The sequence below is a fragment of the Pseudomonas sp. LBUM1653 genome (assembly GCF_059716115.1).
Genome location: NZ_CP166803.1, coordinates 2,939,766 through 2,957,940, shown reverse-complemented (window position 1 = coordinate 2,957,940; position 18,175 = coordinate 2,939,766). Strand labels below are relative to the sequence as shown.

Annotated in this window: 15 protein-coding genes; 8 read left to right on the top strand and 7 right to left on the bottom strand. The window is 60.7% G+C overall.

Features of this window, described 5'->3' with window-relative positions; all coding sequences use genetic code 11:
* Positions 1–97 precede the first annotated feature (97 nt).
* Positions 98–961 (top strand): universal stress protein UspL, encoded by an 864-nt coding sequence (gene uspL, locus ACA054_RS13455; protein WP_497689819.1) that lies wholly within the window; start codon positions 98–100, stop codon positions 959–961.
* A gap of 100 nt (positions 962–1,061) precedes the next feature.
* Here the strand turns inward: uspL and ACA054_RS13450 are convergent, their stop codons facing one another.
* Positions 1,062–1,532, bottom strand: a complete 471-nt coding sequence (locus ACA054_RS13450; protein WP_497689818.1) for a DUF1289 domain-containing protein — start codon at positions 1,530–1,532, stop codon at positions 1,062–1,064.
* 408 nt (positions 1,533–1,940) lie between these two features.
* On the opposite strand from ACA054_RS13450, the gene acnB reads away from it, so the two are divergent.
* Positions 1,941–4,541, top strand: a complete 2,601-nt coding sequence (acnB, locus tag ACA054_RS13445) for a bifunctional aconitate hydratase 2/2-methylisocitrate dehydratase (protein ID WP_497690294.1) — start codon at positions 1,941–1,943, stop codon at positions 4,539–4,541.
* A 191-nt stretch (positions 4,542–4,732) separates the two neighbouring features.
* Here acnB and ACA054_RS13440 read toward each other — a convergent pair whose 3' ends face one another.
* Positions 4,733–6,028 carry a serine/threonine transporter gene (locus tag ACA054_RS13440; RefSeq protein WP_497689817.1) on the bottom strand — a complete coding sequence of 432 codons (1,296 nt, stop codon included), beginning with the start codon at positions 6,026–6,028 and terminating at the stop codon, positions 4,733–4,735.
* 439 nt (positions 6,029–6,467) lie between these two features.
* Between ACA054_RS13440 and ACA054_RS13435 the strand changes: the two genes are divergently transcribed.
* The 5 genes from ACA054_RS13435 (at position 6,468) to ACA054_RS13415 (ending at position 10,696) form a co-directional block, all read left to right on the top strand.
* Entirely contained in the window at positions 6,468–6,851 is a 384-nt protein-coding gene (locus tag ACA054_RS13435) for a tautomerase family protein (RefSeq protein ID WP_497689816.1), read from the top strand.
* A 29-nt stretch (positions 6,852–6,880) separates the two neighbouring features.
* A complete protein-coding gene (locus ACA054_RS13430; protein WP_497689815.1) occupies positions 6,881–7,477 on the top strand; it encodes a TetR/AcrR family transcriptional regulator in 597 nt (198 codons plus the stop codon).
* 158 nt (positions 7,478–7,635) lie between these two features.
* Positions 7,636–8,601: a 2-hydroxyacid dehydrogenase gene (locus ACA054_RS13425; RefSeq protein WP_497689814.1), complete on the top strand. Its 966-nt coding sequence runs from the start codon at positions 7,636–7,638 to the stop codon at positions 8,599–8,601.
* Between the two features lie 143 nt (positions 8,602–8,744).
* On the top strand, positions 8,745–9,812 hold the full coding sequence (locus ACA054_RS13420; RefSeq protein WP_497689813.1) for a phosphotransferase family protein: 1,068 nt from the start codon (positions 8,745–8,747) through the stop codon (positions 9,810–9,812).
* A gap of 116 nt (positions 9,813–9,928) precedes the next feature.
* Positions 9,929–10,696, top strand: a complete 768-nt coding sequence (locus tag ACA054_RS13415; protein ID WP_497689812.1) for an SDR family oxidoreductase — start codon at positions 9,929–9,931, stop codon at positions 10,694–10,696.
* A 495-nt stretch (positions 10,697–11,191) separates the two neighbouring features.
* Here the strand turns inward: ACA054_RS13415 and ACA054_RS13410 are convergent, their stop codons facing one another.
* The 5 genes from ACA054_RS13410 to ACA054_RS13390 all read right to left on the bottom strand — a co-directional run bounded on the left by ACA054_RS13410 (position 11,192) and on the right by ACA054_RS13390 (position 16,855).
* The gene (locus ACA054_RS13410) at positions 11,192–11,443 is read right to left on the bottom strand and encodes a DUF1652 domain-containing protein (protein ID WP_497689811.1); all 252 of its coding nucleotides are present in this window, start codon (positions 11,441–11,443) and stop codon (positions 11,192–11,194) included.
* A 180-nt stretch (positions 11,444–11,623) separates the two neighbouring features.
* On the bottom strand, positions 11,624–13,111 hold the full coding sequence (locus ACA054_RS13405) for a helix-turn-helix transcriptional regulator (protein WP_497689810.1): 1,488 nt from the start codon (positions 13,109–13,111) through the stop codon (positions 11,624–11,626).
* 167 nt (positions 13,112–13,278) lie between these two features.
* Positions 13,279–14,181: a LysR substrate-binding domain-containing protein gene (locus ACA054_RS13400; protein ID WP_497689809.1), complete on the bottom strand. Its 903-nt coding sequence runs from the start codon at positions 14,179–14,181 to the stop codon at positions 13,279–13,281.
* Positions 14,182–14,186: 5 nt separating this feature from the next.
* Complete coding sequence (locus tag ACA054_RS13395; RefSeq protein ID WP_497689808.1) at positions 14,187–16,391, bottom strand: xanthine dehydrogenase family protein molybdopterin-binding subunit; 2,205 nt, start codon at positions 16,389–16,391, stop codon at positions 14,187–14,189.
* Positions 16,391–16,855 carry a (2Fe-2S)-binding protein gene (locus ACA054_RS13390; protein WP_497689807.1) on the bottom strand — a complete coding sequence of 155 codons (465 nt, stop codon included), beginning with the start codon at positions 16,853–16,855 and terminating at the stop codon, positions 16,391–16,393. The genes ACA054_RS13395 and ACA054_RS13390 overlap by 1 nt, the downstream gene beginning before the upstream one ends.
* Before the next feature lie 118 nt (positions 16,856–16,973).
* Between ACA054_RS13390 and ACA054_RS13385 the strand changes: the two genes are divergently transcribed.
* Positions 16,974–17,864 carry a LysR substrate-binding domain-containing protein gene (locus tag ACA054_RS13385; RefSeq protein ID WP_497689806.1) on the top strand — a complete coding sequence of 297 codons (891 nt, stop codon included), beginning with the start codon at positions 16,974–16,976 and terminating at the stop codon, positions 17,862–17,864.
* Positions 17,865–18,175 lie beyond the last annotated feature (311 nt).

Genomic DNA, 18,175 nt, shown 5'->3' with positions numbered 1-18,175 from the left:
ACCAGTCACACCGTTGATATGCATCAAGTCGCCGAATGCCGCGCAGGAACTATAGTTGTGCAACGCCGTGCTTTTTCATTTTCAGGAGATCCCGATCATGCAAGCCATTCGCAGCATTCTGGTGGTCATCGACCCCGAGCATTCGGAAAGCCTGGCGCTCAAACGAGCCAAACTGATCGCCGGCGTGACCCAGGCGCACCTGCACCTGCTGGTCTGTGATCCCAAGCATGATCACAGCGCCATGCTCAGCGTGCTCAAGTCAGCGTTGCTGGAGGACGGTTACAGCGTCACCACCGAGCAGGCCTGGAACCAGAGCTTGCACGAAACCATCGTCGACGTGCAGCAGGCCGAAGGCTGCGGGCTGGTGGTCAAGCAGCATTTCCCCGACAGCTCACTGAAAAAGGCCCTGCTGACGCCGGTGGACTGGAAACTGCTACGCCACTGCCCTACCCCGGTGCTGCTGGTCAAAACCGCCGGTTCCTGGAAGGACAAAGTGATCCTGGCGGCCGTCGACGTTGGCAATATGGAAAGTGAACACCGCCATTTGCACAACACCATCATCGATTACGGCTATGACATCGCCAGCCTGGCCAAGGCACATCTGCATGTGATCAGTGCTCATCCGTCGCCCATGCTGTCGGCGGCCGACCCAACGTTGCAGCTCAGCGAAACCATCGAGGCGCGCTATCGCGAACAATGCACGGCGTTCCAGGCCGAGTTCGACATCGACAACGAACACCTGCACATCGCCGAGGGCCCGGCGGATGTGCTGATTCCGTTCATGGTGCACAAACTGCAGGCGGCCGTGACGGTGATCGGCACCGTGGCGCGTAGCGGATTATCGGGGACGTTGATCGGCAATACCGCGGAAGTGGTGCTCGACGCGGTGGAGAGCGATGTGTTGGTACTCAAACCCCAGGAGGTTGAGGATCACCTTGAGGAGCTGGCGGTAAAGCATTGAGATTCGTCGCGCCTGTCAGGCCGTCTTCGCGAGCAGGCTCGCTCCCACAGGGGAATGCATTCCAAATGTGGGAGCGAGCCTGCTCGCGAAGCTTTTAAAATTAGTCGCCAAAGGCGTCTTTCAGGAACCCCGGCGCGATATATCGCTGGTAATGCGCCTCGGAGAGCAGGAAAAATTCCCGATCAATGGCATCGCGCAGTTCCGGCAGGTTCCAGTCGCGAAACTCCGGCAACAGCACCATCCCGTAGGCTTCCAGAACGTTGATGACCCGCGCGCCCCGAGCGATCAACTGGTAGGCCCAGCAATACTCGGACTGATGCGGCACGAAGCGGATCTTGCGCTGCTCCAGCTGAATTCTCAGCAGCGCCGGGTCGAAAATTTCCACCTTGGCGGCCATCACCTGGGACAACAACTGCTCTAGACGCAGCCACACCGCGCGTTTCTCTTCCTCGTTGTAGCCGTTCCAGTGAATCACTTCGTGGTGGAAGCGCTTGCAGCCACGGCACACCAAATCACCGTAAACAGTGGAGCAAAGGCCGACGCAGGGGGTCTTGATGGTCTGATTGGGCATAGGTAGGCAAAACGCGAAAAAGCAAAACAGGACGGCATGTTAGCCCTTTGTCTAACATTGATCACCCCTCAAAGTTTCAGGTGCCAACTTACCTTTAATTTTTTTTTGCCGTAGAATCAGCCTGCCTTTTTAGGCGCCAATGTCCGTTAGAAGCTGTTTTCAAAGCGTCACGAGCACAGTCGTTCCTTCAGAGCGGTGTTGGCGAAGGGTTTTTCCAGCGGGGAAAAGCCTGACGCCAACCCTCATCAGCTCCCGTTCTGCAGGCGTAAAACTTTGAAAGCAGCTTCTGTAAGGAATTGTCGGTAATTCTGGCTAAGTGGCCCACAACGCCATGCAGCGCATGAGTACGGCAATTTCGGGATGAGCGTCCCGGACACCCATTTGGGACCACTGATGAGGGTAATAACTGTGCTTGAAGCCTACCGCAAACATATCGAAGAGCGCGCAGCACTGGGTATCGTTCCCCAGCCGCTAAACGCCGAACAAACTGCAGGCCTGGTCGAGCTGCTGAAGAATCCCCCGGCTGGCGAAGAAGCATTCCTCGTTGACCTGATCACCAATCGCATTCCGCCAGGCGTGGACGAAGCAGCCTATGTCAAGGCCGGCTTCCTGTCTGCCATCGCCAAGGGCGAAGCCAAATCCCCCCTGATCGACAAGAAGCGCGCTGTTGAACTGCTCGGCACCATGCAGGGCGGCTACAACATCGTGACCCTGGTCAACCTGCTGGACGACGCCGAGCTGGCGCCAGTAGCCGCCGAAGAACTCAAGCACACCCTGCTGATGTTCGACGCTTTCCACGACGTCGCGGAAAAAGCCAAGAACGGCAACGTTCACGCTCAAGGCGTGCTGCAGTCCTGGGCTGACGGCGAGTGGTTCAAGAACCGCCCGACCCTGGCCGACAAGATCAGCCTGCGCGTGTTCAAGGTTACGGGCGAGACCAACACCGACGACCTGTCCCCTGCTCCTGATGCCTGGTCCCGCCCGGACATCCCGCTGCACGCCCTGGCCATGCTGAAAATGGCTCGCGACGGCATCGTGCCTGACGCACAAGGCGTCACCGGCCCGATGAAGCAGATCGAAGAAATGCGCAACGCCGGCTTCCCGATCGCCTACGTCGGTGACGTGGTTGGTACCGGTTCTTCGCGTAAATCGGCGACCAACTCGGTTCTGTGGTTCTTCGGCGACGACGTTCCTTATGTTCCGAACAAGCGTGCCGGCGGTTTCTGCTTCGGCAGCAAGATCGCTCCAATCTTCTACAACACCATGGAAGATGCCGGCGCCCTGCCAATCGAATTCGACGTATCCAACATGCACATGGGCGACGTGATCGACCTGTACCCGCATGCTGGCAAAGTCTGCAAGCACGGCACCGACGAAGTCCTGACCACCTTCGAAATGAAGACTCCGGTCCTGTTGGACGAAGTTCGCGCCGGCGGCCGTATTCCGCTGATCATCGGCCGCGGCCTGACCGAGAAGGCTCGCGCCGAACTGGGTCTGCCACCGTTCGACCTGTTCAAGAAGCCTGAAGCTCCAGCTGAAAGCACCAAGGGTTTCACCCTGGCGCAGAAAATGGTCGGCAAGGCTTGCGGCGTAGTCGGTGTGCGTCCTGGCACCTACTGCGAACCGAAAATGACCACCGTGGGTTCTCAGGACACCACCGGTCCAATGACCCGTGACGAACTGAAAGACCTGGCGTGCCTGGGCTTCTCGGCCGATCTGGTCATGCAGTCGTTCTGCCACACCGCGGCTTATCCAAAGCCGATCGACGTGACCACCCACCACACCCTGCCTGACTTCATCATGACCCGTGGCGGCGTTTCCCTGCGTCCGGGCGACGGCATCATCCACTCGTGGCTGAACCGTATGCTGCTGCCAGACACCGTGGGTACCGGTGGTGACTCGCACACCCGTTTCCCGATGGGCATTTCGTTCCCGGCCGGTTCCGGTCTGGTCGCGTTCGCCGCAGCCACCGGCGTCATGCCGCTGGACATGCCGGAATCGATCCTGGTGCGCTTCAAAGGCAAGATGCAACCGGGCGTCACTCTGCGTGACCTGGTTCACGCGATTCCTTACTTCGCCATCCAGAAAGGTCTGTTGACCGTCGAGAAGAAAGGCAAGAAAAACGCCTTCTCCGGCCGCATCCTGGAAATCGAAGGCCTGGACAACCTGAGCATCGAACAGGCTTTCGAACTGTCCGACGCCTCGGCCGAGCGTTCGGCTGCCGGTTGCACCATCAAGCTGTCGAAAGACTCGATCACCGAGTACCTGCAGTCCAACATCACCCTGCTGCGCTGGATGATCGGCGAAGGCTACGGCGATGTACGTACCCTGGAACGTCGTGCTCAAGCGATGGAAGCCTGGATCGCCAATCCTGAGCTGATGGAAGCCGATGCCGACGCCGAATACGCCGAAGTCATCGAAATCGACCTGGCCGACGTCAAGGAGCCTGTGCTCTGCGCGCCGAACGATCCGGACGACGCCCGTCTGCTCTCCAGCGTTGCTGGCGAGAAGATCGACGAAGTGTTCATCGGTTCGTGCATGACCAACATCGGTCACTTCCGTGCTGCCGGTAAATTGCTGGAGCAGGTCAAGGGTCAGCTGCCAACCCGTCTGTGGCTGTCGCCGCCGACCAAGATGGACGCTCACCAACTGACCGAAGAAGGCTACTACGGCATCTACGGCAAGGCTGGCGCGCGCATGGAAATGCCAGGCTGCTCGCTGTGCATGGGTAACCAGGCACGTGTAGAGCCGAACTCGACTGTTGTGTCGACTTCGACCCGTAACTTCCCGAACCGTCTGGGTGACGGCGCGAACGTCTACCTGGCTTCGGCCGAGCTGGCGTCCGTGGCCTCCATCCTGGGTCGCCTGCCGACCGTCGAGGAGTATATGGAATACGCTGGCAAGATCGACAGCATGGCGGCCGATGTGTACCGCTACCTGTCCTTCGACCAGATTGCCGAGTTCCGTGAAGTTGCTGCGAACGCCAACATCCCGGTCGTTCAAGCCTAACGCTGCACAGCAATAAAAAACGCCGCCCATCGTAAGATGGGCGGCGTTTTTTTATGCCTGTTCTGCGTCGCCGATCGTTCCCACGCTCTGCGTGGGAATGCATCCCGGGCCGCTCTGCGTCCCTTCAAAGCTGAACGCGGAGCGTCCGTTGAGGCATTCCTTTGCTGCGCGTGGGAACGATCAAAGCGGATTCACAGCCCCCAAAGGATTGATTTCAGCGAATAGATCAACGCCGAAATCGCCACCAGGCCCACGGCCACCACAAACACATTGGACGCCTGGCCACGATAACGCGCCATCGCCGGTACCTTGCGGATGGCGTACATCGGCATCAGGAACAGGATCGCCGCAATCACCGGGCCACCCAGGGTTTCAATCATGCCGAGGATGCTCGGGTTCAGCGTGGCGACGATCCAGCACACCACCAGCATGAACGCCGCAACAATACGGTCCAGGGTCTTGGGCGCTGGACGTTTGCCGGTCTTGACGATCAAGCCCTTGAGACCCTCGCTGGCGCCAATGTAGTGCCCCAGGAACGACTTGGAGATGGCCACGAAGGCAATCAACGGTGCCGCGAAGGCGATGGTCGGGTTGCTGAAGTGGTTGGCCAAGTACGACAGGATCGACAGGTTCTGTGCTTTCGCCTCGGCCAGTTGTGCCGGCGACAGGGTCAGCACGCAGCTGAACACGAAGAACAGCACCATCACCACCATCAACGCATGGGCCCGGGACAGGATCTGCGAGCTACGTTCTTCGGCATGCTCGCCGTATCGGCGCTTCTGGTCCACGGCGAACGCCGAGATGATCGGCGAATGGTTGAACGAGAACACCATCACCGGAATCGCCAGCCACAGGGTGTGCAGCAACGCCGATGGCTCAGGCAGCGTGGTGGCCGTGGTCAGGATGCCGCCGTTCCAGTGTGGAATCAGGAACACCGCCAGGAACAGCAGCGCGACGATGAACGGGTAGACCATCAGGCTCATGGCCTTGACGATCATCTGCTCGCCGCAACGCACTACCGCCAGCAAGCCAAGGATCAGCACCAGCGACAGTACCGCGCGCGGTGGCGGCATGATGTGCAGCTGATGTTCAAGGAAGCTGCCCACAGTGTTGGTCAGGGCCACACTATAGATCAGCAGGATCGGGAAGATCGCGAAGAAATACAGCAACGTGATCACGGCACCGGCCTTGATGCCGAAATGTTGTTCCACCACTTCGGTAATGTCCGCACCTTCACGGCCGGACAGCACAAAGCGGGTCAGGCCGCGGTGAGCGTAGAACGTCATCGGGAACGCCAGTACCGCCAGGACCAGCAGCGGCCAGAAGCCACCCAAGCCCGCGTTGATCGGTAAAAACAGGGTTCCCGCACCAATCGCCGTGCCAAACAGGCCCAGCATCCAGGTGGTGTCCTGGCGATTCCAGCTCGAAAGGGTTGCGGGTGTCGCTGCTACAAAGCGTTCGTTAACGCTATTGGCCTGATCATTCATCCGGTGGGATCTCCACATTCCGGTCACTTGCCACCCGGCCAGAACGCGTCGGAATACCCGACAGGCAGCGCCCTGGCCGAAACAGGGGCGCGATTCTGGAGGATTAGTGAACAGAAGCAAAGACTTAGGTGAGGAACGGTGGTTCCAATTGGGAAATTTCCAGCAATGCATAACCCTGTGGGAGCAAGCCTGTGGCGAGGGGATTTATCCCCGTTGGGCTGCGAAGCGGCCCCAGCATTCTTTCAGGCACACCGAGTTGTCTGACTTTGCGACTGCTTCGCAGCCGAACGGGGCGGTGCGACGTTTCGCTAAATCCCCTCGCCACACAGGCTCGCACACAGGGATTTGCATCGTTTCATCGGCAAACGCCGAGCCGCCCTTGATAAAGGTCAGTCATCATGTATTTTTAATGAACCTGTCCACCTTCCGGAGTCATCCCATGCCACTGGTTCGCGTCGACCTCAAGAAACAGCAGGACCCCACCTACGCCAAACGCGTCGGGCAACTGATCTACACCGCCCTGCGCAGCGCGATTGGCGTGCCGGAAAACGATAACTTCCAGATCCTCGCCGAACACGACGAACAGCATTTCATCTTCGATCCGCAATACCTGGGCATCCAGCGCACCGACAACCTGGTGGTCATCCAGATCACCCTGAGCGAAGGCCGAACCCTGGAGCAGAAAAAGCTGCTCTATCAAACCATCGTCGAAAACCTCAACACGCAACTGGCCGTGCGCCTGGAGGATGTTTTCATTAATCTGGTGGAAGTGAAGAAAGAGAACTGGTCGTTCGGCAATGGCATTGCCCAATACGCACTCTGATAGCCAACTTATTGACCTGTGAGCCGCCCATGCCCCGCGTTTCCCGCAAACAAGCCGACCTCAACCGCGAAATCATCGTCGAGGCCGCCACACGGTTGTTTCGCGAACGCGGCCTGCACGGGATCAGCGTTGTCGACGTGATGGCGGCGGCGGGCCTGACCCATGGCGGTTTCTATGGTCACTTCGAATCCAAGGAAGCGCTGGCCAGGGAGGCCAGCGAACGGGCATTCAAAGAGGTGGGCGCGCGATGGCGCGAACGAATCACCGCTGGCGACGACAAAGCGGCGGCGCGGCGGGCATTGATCGAGCCTTACCTGTCGGTCTACAGCCGCGACAACCCCGGTGAAAGCTGCCCGGTGGTGGCCTTTGCCGGCGACATGTGTCACGAGCGCGCCGACAGCGGCCTGCGCGAGCCGTTCATGGCCGGCCTGAACCGGCTGCTCGATGCCCTGGGCGAACTGATGGACTCGGACGATGCCGGTGAAAATCGGCAGCAGGCGCTGGTGCAATACTCGCTGATGGTTGGCGCGCTGACACTGGCGCGGGCCACCCGGGGCGACGCCCTGTCGGAGGAAATCCTCGAGGCGGCCCAGACCTTTCTGACAGAGCCTCCGGCGAGGTCCTGAACATTCGGCGCATCAAAAAAGATCGCAGGCTTCGCCAGCTCCTACACTGAGGTGCATGGCTACGAAGACGGGTGCTTGGAAGATTGCCAAAAGCTCCCGCAGCCAGCACTCTCAACCGACGTTCGAGCCCGACTTTACGCTGCCCACAGGAGCAAAGCATGCCTGCAACCGTTCTGGTACTGGTTGAAACCATCAATGATTACTTGCCCATTCTCGAACATCAGGGCTTTCACCTGATCCTGGCGCCCACGCCCGCCGAGCGCGCCGAGGCCATCACCCGGCACAGCGGCCAGATCGACGCCGTCCTGACCCGAGGCCCGCTTGGCCTCTACGCCGATGAAATCGCCGCCCTGCCCAACCTCAAGATCATCTGCGTGATTGGCGCAGGCTTCGAACAGGTCGACCTGCAAGCCGCTGCCGACCGGGGCATCACCGTCACCAATGGCGCCGGGGTCAACGCCTCCTCGGTGGCGGACCATGCCATGTCGTTGCTGCTGTCGCTGGTGCGCGACATCCCCCGCTGCGATGCTGCCGTACGCCGGGGTGAATGGCCAAAGATCATGCGCCCCTCCCTGGCCGGTAAGCGCCTGGGCATTCTCGGCCTCGGCGCGGTCGGCATGGCCATCGCCAAACGTGCCTCCCTGGGCTTCGACATGAGCGTGAGTTACCACAACCGCCAGCACCGCAGCGATGTGCCCTACAAGTTCTGCTCGACGCCCACCGAACTGGCCCGAGCCTCGGACTTCCTGATCGTCGCCACCCCGGGAGGCCTGGGCACCAAGCACCTGATCAACCGACAAGTGCTCGAGGCCCTGGGACCCAACGGTTTTTTCGTCAACATCGCCCGTGCCAGCGTGGTGGTCACCGCCGACCTGATCACCGCGCTCGAGCAACGGCGAATCGCCGGTGCCGCGCTGGATGTCTTCGATGCCGAGCCCAAGGTGCCGGATGCTCTCAAGGTCCTGGCGAACGTCATCCTGAGCCCGCATGTGGCCGGACTCTCCCCCGAGGCCACCCAAAGCACCGTAGAACTGGTAGGCCGCAACCTGGTGGCGTTTTTTTCCGGCCAGCCTGTGCTGACCCCCATCGAGCTACCGCTAGCCGTCACGCAGGCCGTCCAGTAAGGCAATTCAAACAGGTGTATCAAAAGCAATGATTGCCCGGCAACACGCTCACCTATAAGGGCCGTCCGAGGTTGTGGGTGACGGGTACGCGCATTAGATTAGCCAATAGTTTCAGGCCTCCAGAATAAGCAGAAGGGATAAGCATGACGCTTACTGACCAATCCACCCGCACCCGCACTGGCGAAGAACTCTATGCCAGCCTGATCGATCCCTACCTCAAGGCCCACATTCCGGGCTTGAGCGGCCTGCCACGGATCAGCCAGTTCCCGGGCGGTGCGTCAAACCTCACCTATTTGCTGGAATACCCCGAACAGGAGTTCGTCCTGCGTCGGCCGCCGTTCGGTCACAAGGCCAAGTCCGCCCATGACATGGGCCGCGAGTTTCGCATCCTCAATCAACTGCGCGACGGTTTTCCGTATTGCCCGAAGGCCTACGTGCACTGCACCGATGAATCGGTGATCGGCGCCGAGTTCTATGTGATGGAGCGGGTCAACGGCATCATCCTGCGTTCCGAACTGCCGTCGGAACTGGGGCTGGACGCAGCGCAAACCGAAGCCCTGTGCAAGAGCTTCATCGACAAGTTCGTCGAACTGCACCGTGTCGACTACAACGCCTATGGCCTGGGCGACCTCGGCAAACCCGAAGGCTACGTGGCGCGGCAGATCAAAGGCTGGAGCGATCGCTACGAGAAAGCCCTGACCCCCGACGCGCCGCAGTGGGAAGTGGTGAAAGCCTGGCTCAACGACAAGATGCCGGCCGATCACCCGACCTCCAGCATCGTGCACAACGACTACCGCTTCGACAACGTCATCCTCGACCCGAACAACCCGATGCAGATCATCGGCGTGCTCGACTGGGAACTGACCACCCTGGGCGACCCGCTGATGGACCTGGGCAACACCCTCGCCTACTGGATCGAAGCCAGTGATCCGGCGCCGGTACAGCTGATGCGCCGTCAGCCCAGCCACGCCCCGGGCATGCTGACCCGTCGCGAATTCGTTGACTATTACGCCCAGCGTTCAGGCATTGAAATCGACAATTTCGACTTCTACTACACCTATGGCCTGTTCCGCCTGGCCGGTATCGTGCAGCAGATCTACTACCGCTTCTACCATGGCCAGACCCAGGACAAACGCTTCGCGCAGTTCATTCACATGAACAAACTGCTGGAGCAGATGAGCTTGCAGGTCATCCAGAAATCCAGCCTCTGATACAACACACCTCTTGTAGGAGCCAGGCTTGCCGGCGAAGGCGTACTTGAGGCCGCCTTCGCCGGCAAGCCTGGCTCCTACGAACAGCGATTCAGGCTCAATAACAAGGAACTCTCATGTCCAAGACTCAGTTGTTCGACCTCGACGGCAAGATCGCTTTCGTCTCCGGCGCCAGCCGCGGCATCGGTGAAGCCATCGCCAAACTGCTGGCCCAGCAAGGCGCCCACGTAATCGTGTCGAGCCGTAAACTCGAGGGCTGCCAGCACGTGGCCGACGCGATCGCCGCCGCCGGAGGCAAAGCCACCGCCATCGCCTGCCACATCGGCGAGATGGAGCAGATCAGCCAGGTCTTCGCCGGCATCAAGGAACAGTTCGGGCGCCTGGACATCCTGGTCAACAATGCCGCGACCAACCCGCAATTCTGCAACGTCCTGGACACCGACCTCAGCGCCTTCCAGAAAACCGTCGACGTCAATATCCGCGGCTACTTCTTCATGTCGGTGGAAGCCGGCAAGCTGATGCGCGAAAACGGCGGCGGCAGCATCATCAACGTCGCGTCGATCAACGGCGTCTCGCCCGGCATATTCCAGGGAATTTACTCGGTGACCAAGGCGGCGGTGATCAACATGACCAAGGTGTTCGCCAAGGAATGCGCGCAGTTCGGTATCCGCTGCAATGCCCTGCTGCCGGGCCTGACCGACACCAAGTTCGCTTCGGCGCTGGTGAAGAATGAGGCGATCTTGAACACTGCGCTGCAGCAGATTCCGCTCAAGCGTGTGGCAGATCCAAGCGAGATGGCCGGCGCCGTGCTGTACCTGGCGAGCGACGCATCAAGCTACACCACCGGCGTTTCCCTGAACGTGGATGGCGGTTTTCTGTCCTGATGTGATGTCCCCCCCTGTAGGAGCGAGCATGCTCGCGATGGACCTGAGATAACCACGGGGAGTCAGGTTCCCATCGTTATCGTTGGCGACCATCGCGAGCAGGCTCGCTCCCACAGGATTTGCGTTTTGCCGGATCTTTACTGTGTGACGCACCGCGTCACGGTGGTTTCGCGCGTCACCTGCCCTTCCGCCCGCACTTCGCCCATCACCTGGGTGTTATCCGAGGTCTGACAGGTGGTTTCAGGCGGAGGGGGTGGCGCAGCAGGTGGAGGTGGCGGCGGACTGGAACAGCCACCGAGAATCACGGCACAGAGTGCAACAGGAGCGAAAACGCGTTTCCCAAGACTTTTCATAGGATGACCCGCGAAAAAGGATGTACACATTTGTGTGACAACAGAACACCGCCGGAAAGTTCACGGCGGGGCTGCAGAAAAATCACTTTTGTACCTTTTTATCGCGTATTCAGTCGTCCAGACATAGCAAACCTGGCAATTCCTACACTACCGGGTCCGGGCGTTGCAGGCTGTTGCTCTGCAGCTCATATCGCAGTTCGTCGATGAGAGCGGCCACCGATTCGGGGGTTTGCAGCATGGCCACGTTCAACCCGCTGACCACCAGATCGACTTGGCCTGACACTGGGTGGTAGAGCTTGATGGTCAACGAATGATCGCCGGTGAAATTGCACTCACAGGCCAGCGGTGAAAAGGTCCGTTCTAGCTGCGTGCGCAGCTGGGACACGTGAATCATTGCGATAGCCCACTGCGGCAAGCAACTGCGTTGGTAGTGCGTTCGTCGTGCATGGCTGTTCCTTTAGCGACCAAGGGCGGGGAGTGATCCGAAAATGTCATTCACCCGCTTTTAGCCTAAGGCCTGCCACCTGCCTGCCAAAACGTGAGTTTGCACCCCATCGCGTAGTGCATTTGCACCTTACCGTTGCCCCTTGGGGCGCCATGCACTGGAAAACAATCCACGCTCGCGCGCCCAGACAATCGCCTCGCTGCGGCTATGCACATCGAGTTTGGAATAGACCGTCGCGACATGGTTGCGCACGGTGTTTGTCGCCAGTTTCAGGCGCGCGGCGATTTCCTTGTCCGCCAGGCCCTCACAGATCAGTTCCAGCACGTCGCGCTCCCTGGCGGTCAGGTCGGTAAAGGACACGCTGGGTAACTGCGGCGAGTTGACGTTCTTCACGTTGGCGAGTTTTTCGATCAGCGTGCGACTGAACCATGAGGCATCCTTCATCACCTCTTCAATGGCCGCCACCAACTCAAGCTCGGTGCGTTTGCGCTCGGTGATGTCCATCATTACCAGCAGATAGCAAGGACTGTCCTGAATGTTCACGGTGTCGGCGGAAACGGCGCAATCGATCAGTTCGCTGTCTTTCCTGCGCAGACGTACGTCAACACGGTCCAAACTTGCAGTTTTCTCCAGGGCGGTGAAGAGCCGTGTCCGCGCCCCTTTGTCATGGAAGAAGTCGATCTCGGCGATGGTTTTGCCGAACACCTCTTCGCTGGAATACGCGAAGGTATCGAGGAACGCGTCATTCACGTCCATCACTACCTGATCGCTGGCGCTGCACACCATGGTCGGCACCGGAGTCAGGCGAAAGGCCTTGGCAAACCGCTCCTCACTCTGGCGCAGGGCAACTTCGACCTTGTGCCGGGGTTCCATGTCGACGAAGGAAAACAGCATGCAGGCTTCGTCATGGAGTTCAAGGGACTGGCCCGCGACGATCACTTGCTTGCTGCTACCATCGGCCAGGCGCAACTGGGCCTGCATCTGCGGGATGGTGCTACCTTCGCGTAAACGCTGCTTGGCCAGATCCTTGTTCTCGGCCTGCTCCAGCACATCCAGCTCGTAGGTCGAAGTGCCGATCACCTGGTCGCGGGCATAGCCGGTCATTTCAAGAAATCCGGGGTTGACCTTGATGTAGCGCAAATCACTGAGGCGGCAGATGACTGCCGGTGCCGGGTTGGCGGCGAAGGTTTTCTCGAAGCGTTGCTCGGCGCTGGCCCAGTCGGTGACATCGTCCATGATCAGCACCAGCGATTCCGGTTCGCCACGGCTGTCGGCCAGCACCAGGCTGCGCACGCGATGAACCCAGGTACGCTCTTCGCACGTCACCTCTACCAGCACATCACTGAAGGTCTCGCCGCGCGCCAACCGGTTGATTGGATAGCTGTCGGCCGGTACGACGTGATTATTGCGATAGCGCAGGGCGAATTGTCTGGCGTATTCCTTGGCATTGCTGCCCAGATCGCTGATCTGCTCGACGCCGTGCATGGCCAGCGCCGCGTCATTGGCCCACAGGATGCTCTGGTCGGGATCCAGCAGAATCACGCCGTCGGACAGACCGGCGATGATTTGCTGCAACTGGCGGCGATTGGTTTCCGTGGTCAGGACGTCCTGGCTCATTGCGACTCCACAAGTATGGTGACCCTGTGAAGTCTACGACCACACGCGCTCATGATCGTGCAGCCTGCGCACGCGACCAATGTAGGAGCTGCCGCAGGCTGCGATCTTTTGATCTTTGGCAATGATGCTGGCGCCGAAGATCAAAAGATCGCAGCCTGCGGCAGCTCCTACAGGGGAGGGTTGTTGCGGTCTTGCAGGACCAGTTCCCGCAGCGTATCGAGAAACAGCTTGAGCACCGGCGAATCATCGTCCGCACGGTAGGTGGCGTACAACGGCACCTCCGGCAACGCCGGGGTCAGACGCCGGAACACCAGGCCTGCCGGGGCCATCTGTTCGATGGATGCCGGCAACAAGGCCACGCCGAAACCGGCCCGGACCAGGCTGAGCAAGGTTTGTACCTCGATTACCTGCTGGCGGATCTGCGGCGTGAATCCGGCCTGGAGGCAGCACTGATAGAGAAAATCGGCAAACCGCGATTGCTTGAGCTCCAGCGCCACGAACGGCTCGGGCGCCAGATCCGCAGGCGCCAGAAGCTGTTTTGCGGCCAACGGGTGATCGACCGGCATGACCACCCGGATCGGCTCGTAGATCAGCAGTTCATTGCGCAACTGCGGATCGTCATAGCCGACCCGGAACACGCAGGCGTCGATGCGTTTTTCCTTGAGCGCCTTGACCTGCGCCGCTGGCGTCATCTCATGCAGGCGCCAGGACACCTGCGGATAACGCTCGCGAAACAGGTGCAAGGCCCGTGGCAGCACACCGACCATCACCGAACTGATCATGCCGATTTCCAGCTTGCCCAACTGGCCGCGGCCGGTTTGCCGCGTCAGGTCCAGGGCACGGTTGAGCTGCTCGAACACCAGCGGCGCCTGTTCCTTGAGCATTTGCCCGGCGGCGGTCAGCTCGACCCGGTGATGACTGCGCTCGAACAGCGGCGTGCCGAGCTCCTCCTCCAGCAAACGAATCTGCTGGCTCAGCGGTGGCTGGCAGATGTGCAAGCGGGTGGCGGCCCGGCCGAAATGCAGCTCTTCGGCCAGCGCCATGAAGTAGCGCAACAGACGCAAGTCCATGACGCCTATCCCAGGTTCAACGGCGTCGAGCGCTGGCGCACGCCGGTCAGGCTGAACAGGGCATTGGCGATGGCCGGGGCCACCGATGGGCTGCCCAACTCACCGACGCCGCCAGGTTTGCCCGGTTCACCGTCCAGCACCAGGATGTCCACGGCCGGCATGTCGGACATGCGCGGCACCCGGTAATCATGGAAGTTGTTCTGCACCACCCTGCCCTGCTTGATGTCCATGCGGTCGAACAACGCATGGCCGAGGCCCCACATCAGGCCGCCGTAGATTTGTTCTTCGACGCCGCCGGGTGATACCGCCAGGCCGCAATCGACCACGCACGTCAACTTCTCCACGTGAGCCACGCCATCCTTTTTGGCCACCTGCGCTACCACTGCGATGAAGCTGGTGTAGCCCTGATTGGTGGCGATCCCCAGCGCCGTGCCTTCTGGCAGCGGCTGACCCCATCCCGCGCGCTCGGCCGCTCTTTTCAGCACCTCGACGTGGCGCGGACGCTCGTGCATATGGGCCAGCCTGAACGCCAACGGATCCTGCCCGGCACCTTGTGCAAGCTCATCCATGAAGCTTTCCACGGCAAACACGTTGGGGATGAAACTCACCGACCGATACCAGCCGCTCGGCACCTGGCTTTCATGCTTGACCCAGACCAGGTCCAGGTGCGCCGGGCGATAGGCAAAATCCCACGCAGTGATCGCTTCGGTGGTGCTGTAGTCCATGTGATCGGGGCGTTCGAAGTAGCCCGGTTCCCACTGCTCCGGCGAGGCCGGCGACACCGCTTCGAGTCTCAGGGCAGTCAAACGACCCTGGGCGTCCAGTGCGCCTTTTGCCCGATGCAGCGTGGCCGGGTGCATGAACAGCGAGCGCATTTCATCTTCACGGCTGTTCATCAGCTTCACCGGGACCTTGGCCTGCTGCGCCAGGTAGGCGACTTCGAACAACCAGTACTTGGCCTCCCGCGCACCAAAGCTGCCCCCGGAGACCATCTCGTTGATGGTGACTTTTTCCTTGGCGATGCGGCACACGGTTTGTGCCGCCTCCAAGGCCGATGACGGCACCTGCACACCGCCCCAGTAGGTGATCGCGTTGTCCTTGACCTGGGCAGTGATGCACACCGGTTCCAACGGGTTCTGCACTTTGTAGGGCATGTGGTAATCGGCTTCCAGCAACTGCGCCGCGCCGGCCCACTGAGCGTTGACATCGCCGGCCTGCATCGCGGTCACCCGCTGCGCGGTTTTATCGGCGATGGCCGCCGCCTGCGCTGCGGGCAATTGCTCTCTGTCGAACCCGGAAAGCGGTGAATCACTCCACTGCACCACCAGCAGCGCCCGGCCCTGCTGTGCTGCCCAGTACGTGTCGGCCAGCACCGCGACGCCCTCCTGATTGCCACCGAGCACGTCCGGGCGACCGGGGATCGCGATCACCTTGCGCACACCCGGCACCTGCAACGCCGCTGCAGCATCGACCTGCAAGACTTTCGCCCCGACTACCGGCGTGCGCAGGATCACGGCCACCAGCAGCTCGGGTAATTCCACATCGATGCTGTACTTGAAGCGCCCACACACCTTCGCCGCTGCATCGCGTTTATGGCGCAATTTACCGATGTACTTGAACTGCGCCGGATCTTTCAATTTGACGTCGGTCGGCGCCTGCAGGTGCGCAGCGACGCTGACCAGTTCCCCGTAACCCAGGCTGCGCCCGCTGTTACGGTGAAGCACACGCCCCGCCTCGGTGGTGCAGCTGTCGGGGCTGACCTTCCATTGCCGGGCTGCCGCCGCAATCAACAGGGCGCGGGCCGTGGCCCCGGCAATGCGCAGGCGATCATATTCCAGCGACACACTGGTGCTGCCGCCGGTGGAAAAGACTTTCCACACCGGGTGAATGTAAGTCTCGAAGAACGGATTTTCCGGGGTGATCACCTGCACGGTCATCGGGTTGACGTCCAACTCCTCGGCCACGCACGCTGCCAGCGCGGTGTGAGTACCGGTGCCGGAATCGTGCTTGTGCACCACCAGTTTTACCGTGCCATCGGACAACACGCGCACCCAGGCATTGGGTTCGAAGGCCAACGCCTGCGCCGGCGCTTTCGGGTCGCTGGCGCTTACGCCTGCAGGCAGGTAGAACGCAACGGCCAGACCGGCGGCAATGGTCGCGGAATGCTTGAGAAACTGCCGGCGCGGCAGCTCGATCCGAGTGCTCGTCATCACGCCTCCTTCGGCGCGTTGGCCGCGCGCTTGATGGCCTTGTTGATGCGCCCGTATGTGCCGCAGCGGCACAGGTTGCCGGTCATGGCATTGCGGATCGAATCGTCAGTCACCGCGGCACCGGTATTGAGCAACGCGGCAGCGGACATGATCTGGCCGGATTGACAGTAACCGCATTGCGGCACATCTTCGGCAACCCAGGCCAGTTGCAGCGGATGCTGCCCGGACGGCGACAAGCCTTCGATGGTGGTGATGTTGTGCCCCGCCACGGCGGCGACCGGCAACTGGCAGGAACGCACCGCGACCCCGTCCAGGTGCACCGTGCAGGCGCCGCACAGGCCCATGCCGCAGCCGAACTTGGTGCCGGTGAGTTTCAAGTGGTCACGCAACACCCATAACAAGGGCATGGAGGGCGATGTCTCCACCAGCTCGCGTCGTTCGCCGTTTACCGTGAATTCGATCATTGTCAGGCTCCAAAAGAGCGGCCCGTCTTTGTGCAGGCCTGGTGATCGAATAGTGGGAAACCGGGGCCAATCGGGCCAGCGACGATTTCTGCCACCCTGTGTAAGTAGGACTAACAGCATGTACAAGCGATACCCGTCGGTGCAGTCCATGAGTGCTTTCATCCAGGCCGCGCGCAGCGGCAGTTTTTCCAGCGCCGCGCGCAAACTCGACCTGACCCACAGCGCCATCAGCCAGCAGATCCGCTCCCTGGAAGACTTCATCGGCCAGCCGCTGTTCGTGCGTGAAGGCGGTGGCAGCAACCTGACCGACGCCGGGCAGTTGTTCGCCAGTGTGCTGTCCGATGGTCTGGCGCAAATCGACCGGGCGCTGTCCTCAGTGAAAAACCGCAGCGTGGCGCAGAGGCTGACCTTGGATGTCGACAGTGAGCTGGCCCAGAGCTGGCTCAATCCGCGCCTGCCGCAGTTGCTGGATCTGTTGCCTGACCATGAGGTGGTGTTGCTGTCGATGCCGCGCTCGGACCGCAGTGCATTCGAGCGCGTGGACCTGGCCTTGCGCTACGGTTATGGCGATTGGGAAGACTGCGAGATGACGCAGATTTGCGGGGATCGGGTGATGGCGGTGGCTTCGCCCGACTTGCTTGAGCGGCATGCATTGCAGAGGCCGTTAAGTCCGGCGCAAATCCTGGAGTTGCCGCTATTGGGTTATACGCGACGGTCGTGGATTCCGTGGCTGGATGCGGCGGGCATGCCGCCGACCGAGCCACCGGCGCGGGTGGTGTTCGACAATGCGGCCAACCTGATTGCCGCCGCCGAAGCGGGTGTAGGTGCGGGACTGGTGCGCGGATTGCTGGCGGCGGATGCGTTGCGCAGCGGGCGGTTGGTGGCGTTGAACGACGCGCAGATTGCGGCGCATTACAACCTGTATGCAGTATGGCCACCTGGGCAGGCCGAGCGAGTGGCGCCGGTGGTCGAGGTGATTCGTCAGTTGGCCCGGCACACTCTGGACTGACGCCTTCGTCGGAACGCCGCCCGGAGCCGGCTCGCTCCCACAGTTGAAATCACACCCCTGTGGGAGCGAGCCTGCTCGCGAAGAGGCCCGCACAGCCACCCCATATCCCCGCCCCATATCGAACGCATATCAAACCTCCGCCCAATTAATATTGTACGAACCTCTCACCCCCTTCCAATACTCCTCCCCAAGCAGCCAGCGTCCCGAGCCGGATGCGACCAGGCGAGGGAATGCGCGAGTCTTTGCGCATAGAAATGGCCGATTGCCCGAACGTGGCTGCTAGCGAACCGCAAGGTTCCCTTCCCGCTATC

Coding starts and splice junctions, on each gene's coding strand:
- uspL (WP_497689819.1), top strand. CDS start 98: ATGCAAGCCATTCGCAGCATTCTGGTGGTCATCGACCCCGAGCATTCG.
- ACA054_RS13450 (WP_497689818.1), bottom strand. CDS start 1,532: ATGCCCAATCAGACCATCAAGACCCCCTGCGTCGGCCTTTGCTCCACT.
- ACA054_RS13440 (WP_497689817.1), bottom strand. CDS start 6,028: ATGAATGATCAGGCCAATAGCGTTAACGAACGCTTTGTAGCAGCGACA.
- ACA054_RS13435 (WP_497689816.1), top strand. CDS start 6,468: ATGCCACTGGTTCGCGTCGACCTCAAGAAACAGCAGGACCCCACCTAC.
- ACA054_RS13430 (WP_497689815.1), top strand. CDS start 6,881: ATGCCCCGCGTTTCCCGCAAACAAGCCGACCTCAACCGCGAAATCATC.
- ACA054_RS13425 (WP_497689814.1), top strand. CDS start 7,636: ATGCCTGCAACCGTTCTGGTACTGGTTGAAACCATCAATGATTACTTG.
- ACA054_RS13420 (WP_497689813.1), top strand. CDS start 8,745: ATGACGCTTACTGACCAATCCACCCGCACCCGCACTGGCGAAGAACTC.
- ACA054_RS13415 (WP_497689812.1), top strand. CDS start 9,929: ATGTCCAAGACTCAGTTGTTCGACCTCGACGGCAAGATCGCTTTCGTC.
- ACA054_RS13410 (WP_497689811.1), bottom strand. CDS start 11,443: ATGATTCACGTGTCCCAGCTGCGCACGCAGCTAGAACGGACCTTTTCA.
- ACA054_RS13405 (WP_497689810.1), bottom strand. CDS start 13,111: ATGAGCCAGGACGTCCTGACCACGGAAACCAATCGCCGCCAGTTGCAG.
- ACA054_RS13400 (WP_497689809.1), bottom strand. CDS start 14,181: ATGGACTTGCGTCTGTTGCGCTACTTCATGGCGCTGGCCGAAGAGCTG.
- ACA054_RS13395 (WP_497689808.1), bottom strand. CDS start 16,391: ATGACGAGCACTCGGATCGAGCTGCCGCGCCGGCAGTTTCTCAAGCAT.
- ACA054_RS13390 (WP_497689807.1), bottom strand. CDS start 16,855: ATGATCGAATTCACGGTAAACGGCGAACGACGCGAGCTGGTGGAGACA.
- ACA054_RS13385 (WP_497689806.1), top strand. CDS start 16,974: ATGTACAAGCGATACCCGTCGGTGCAGTCCATGAGTGCTTTCATCCAG.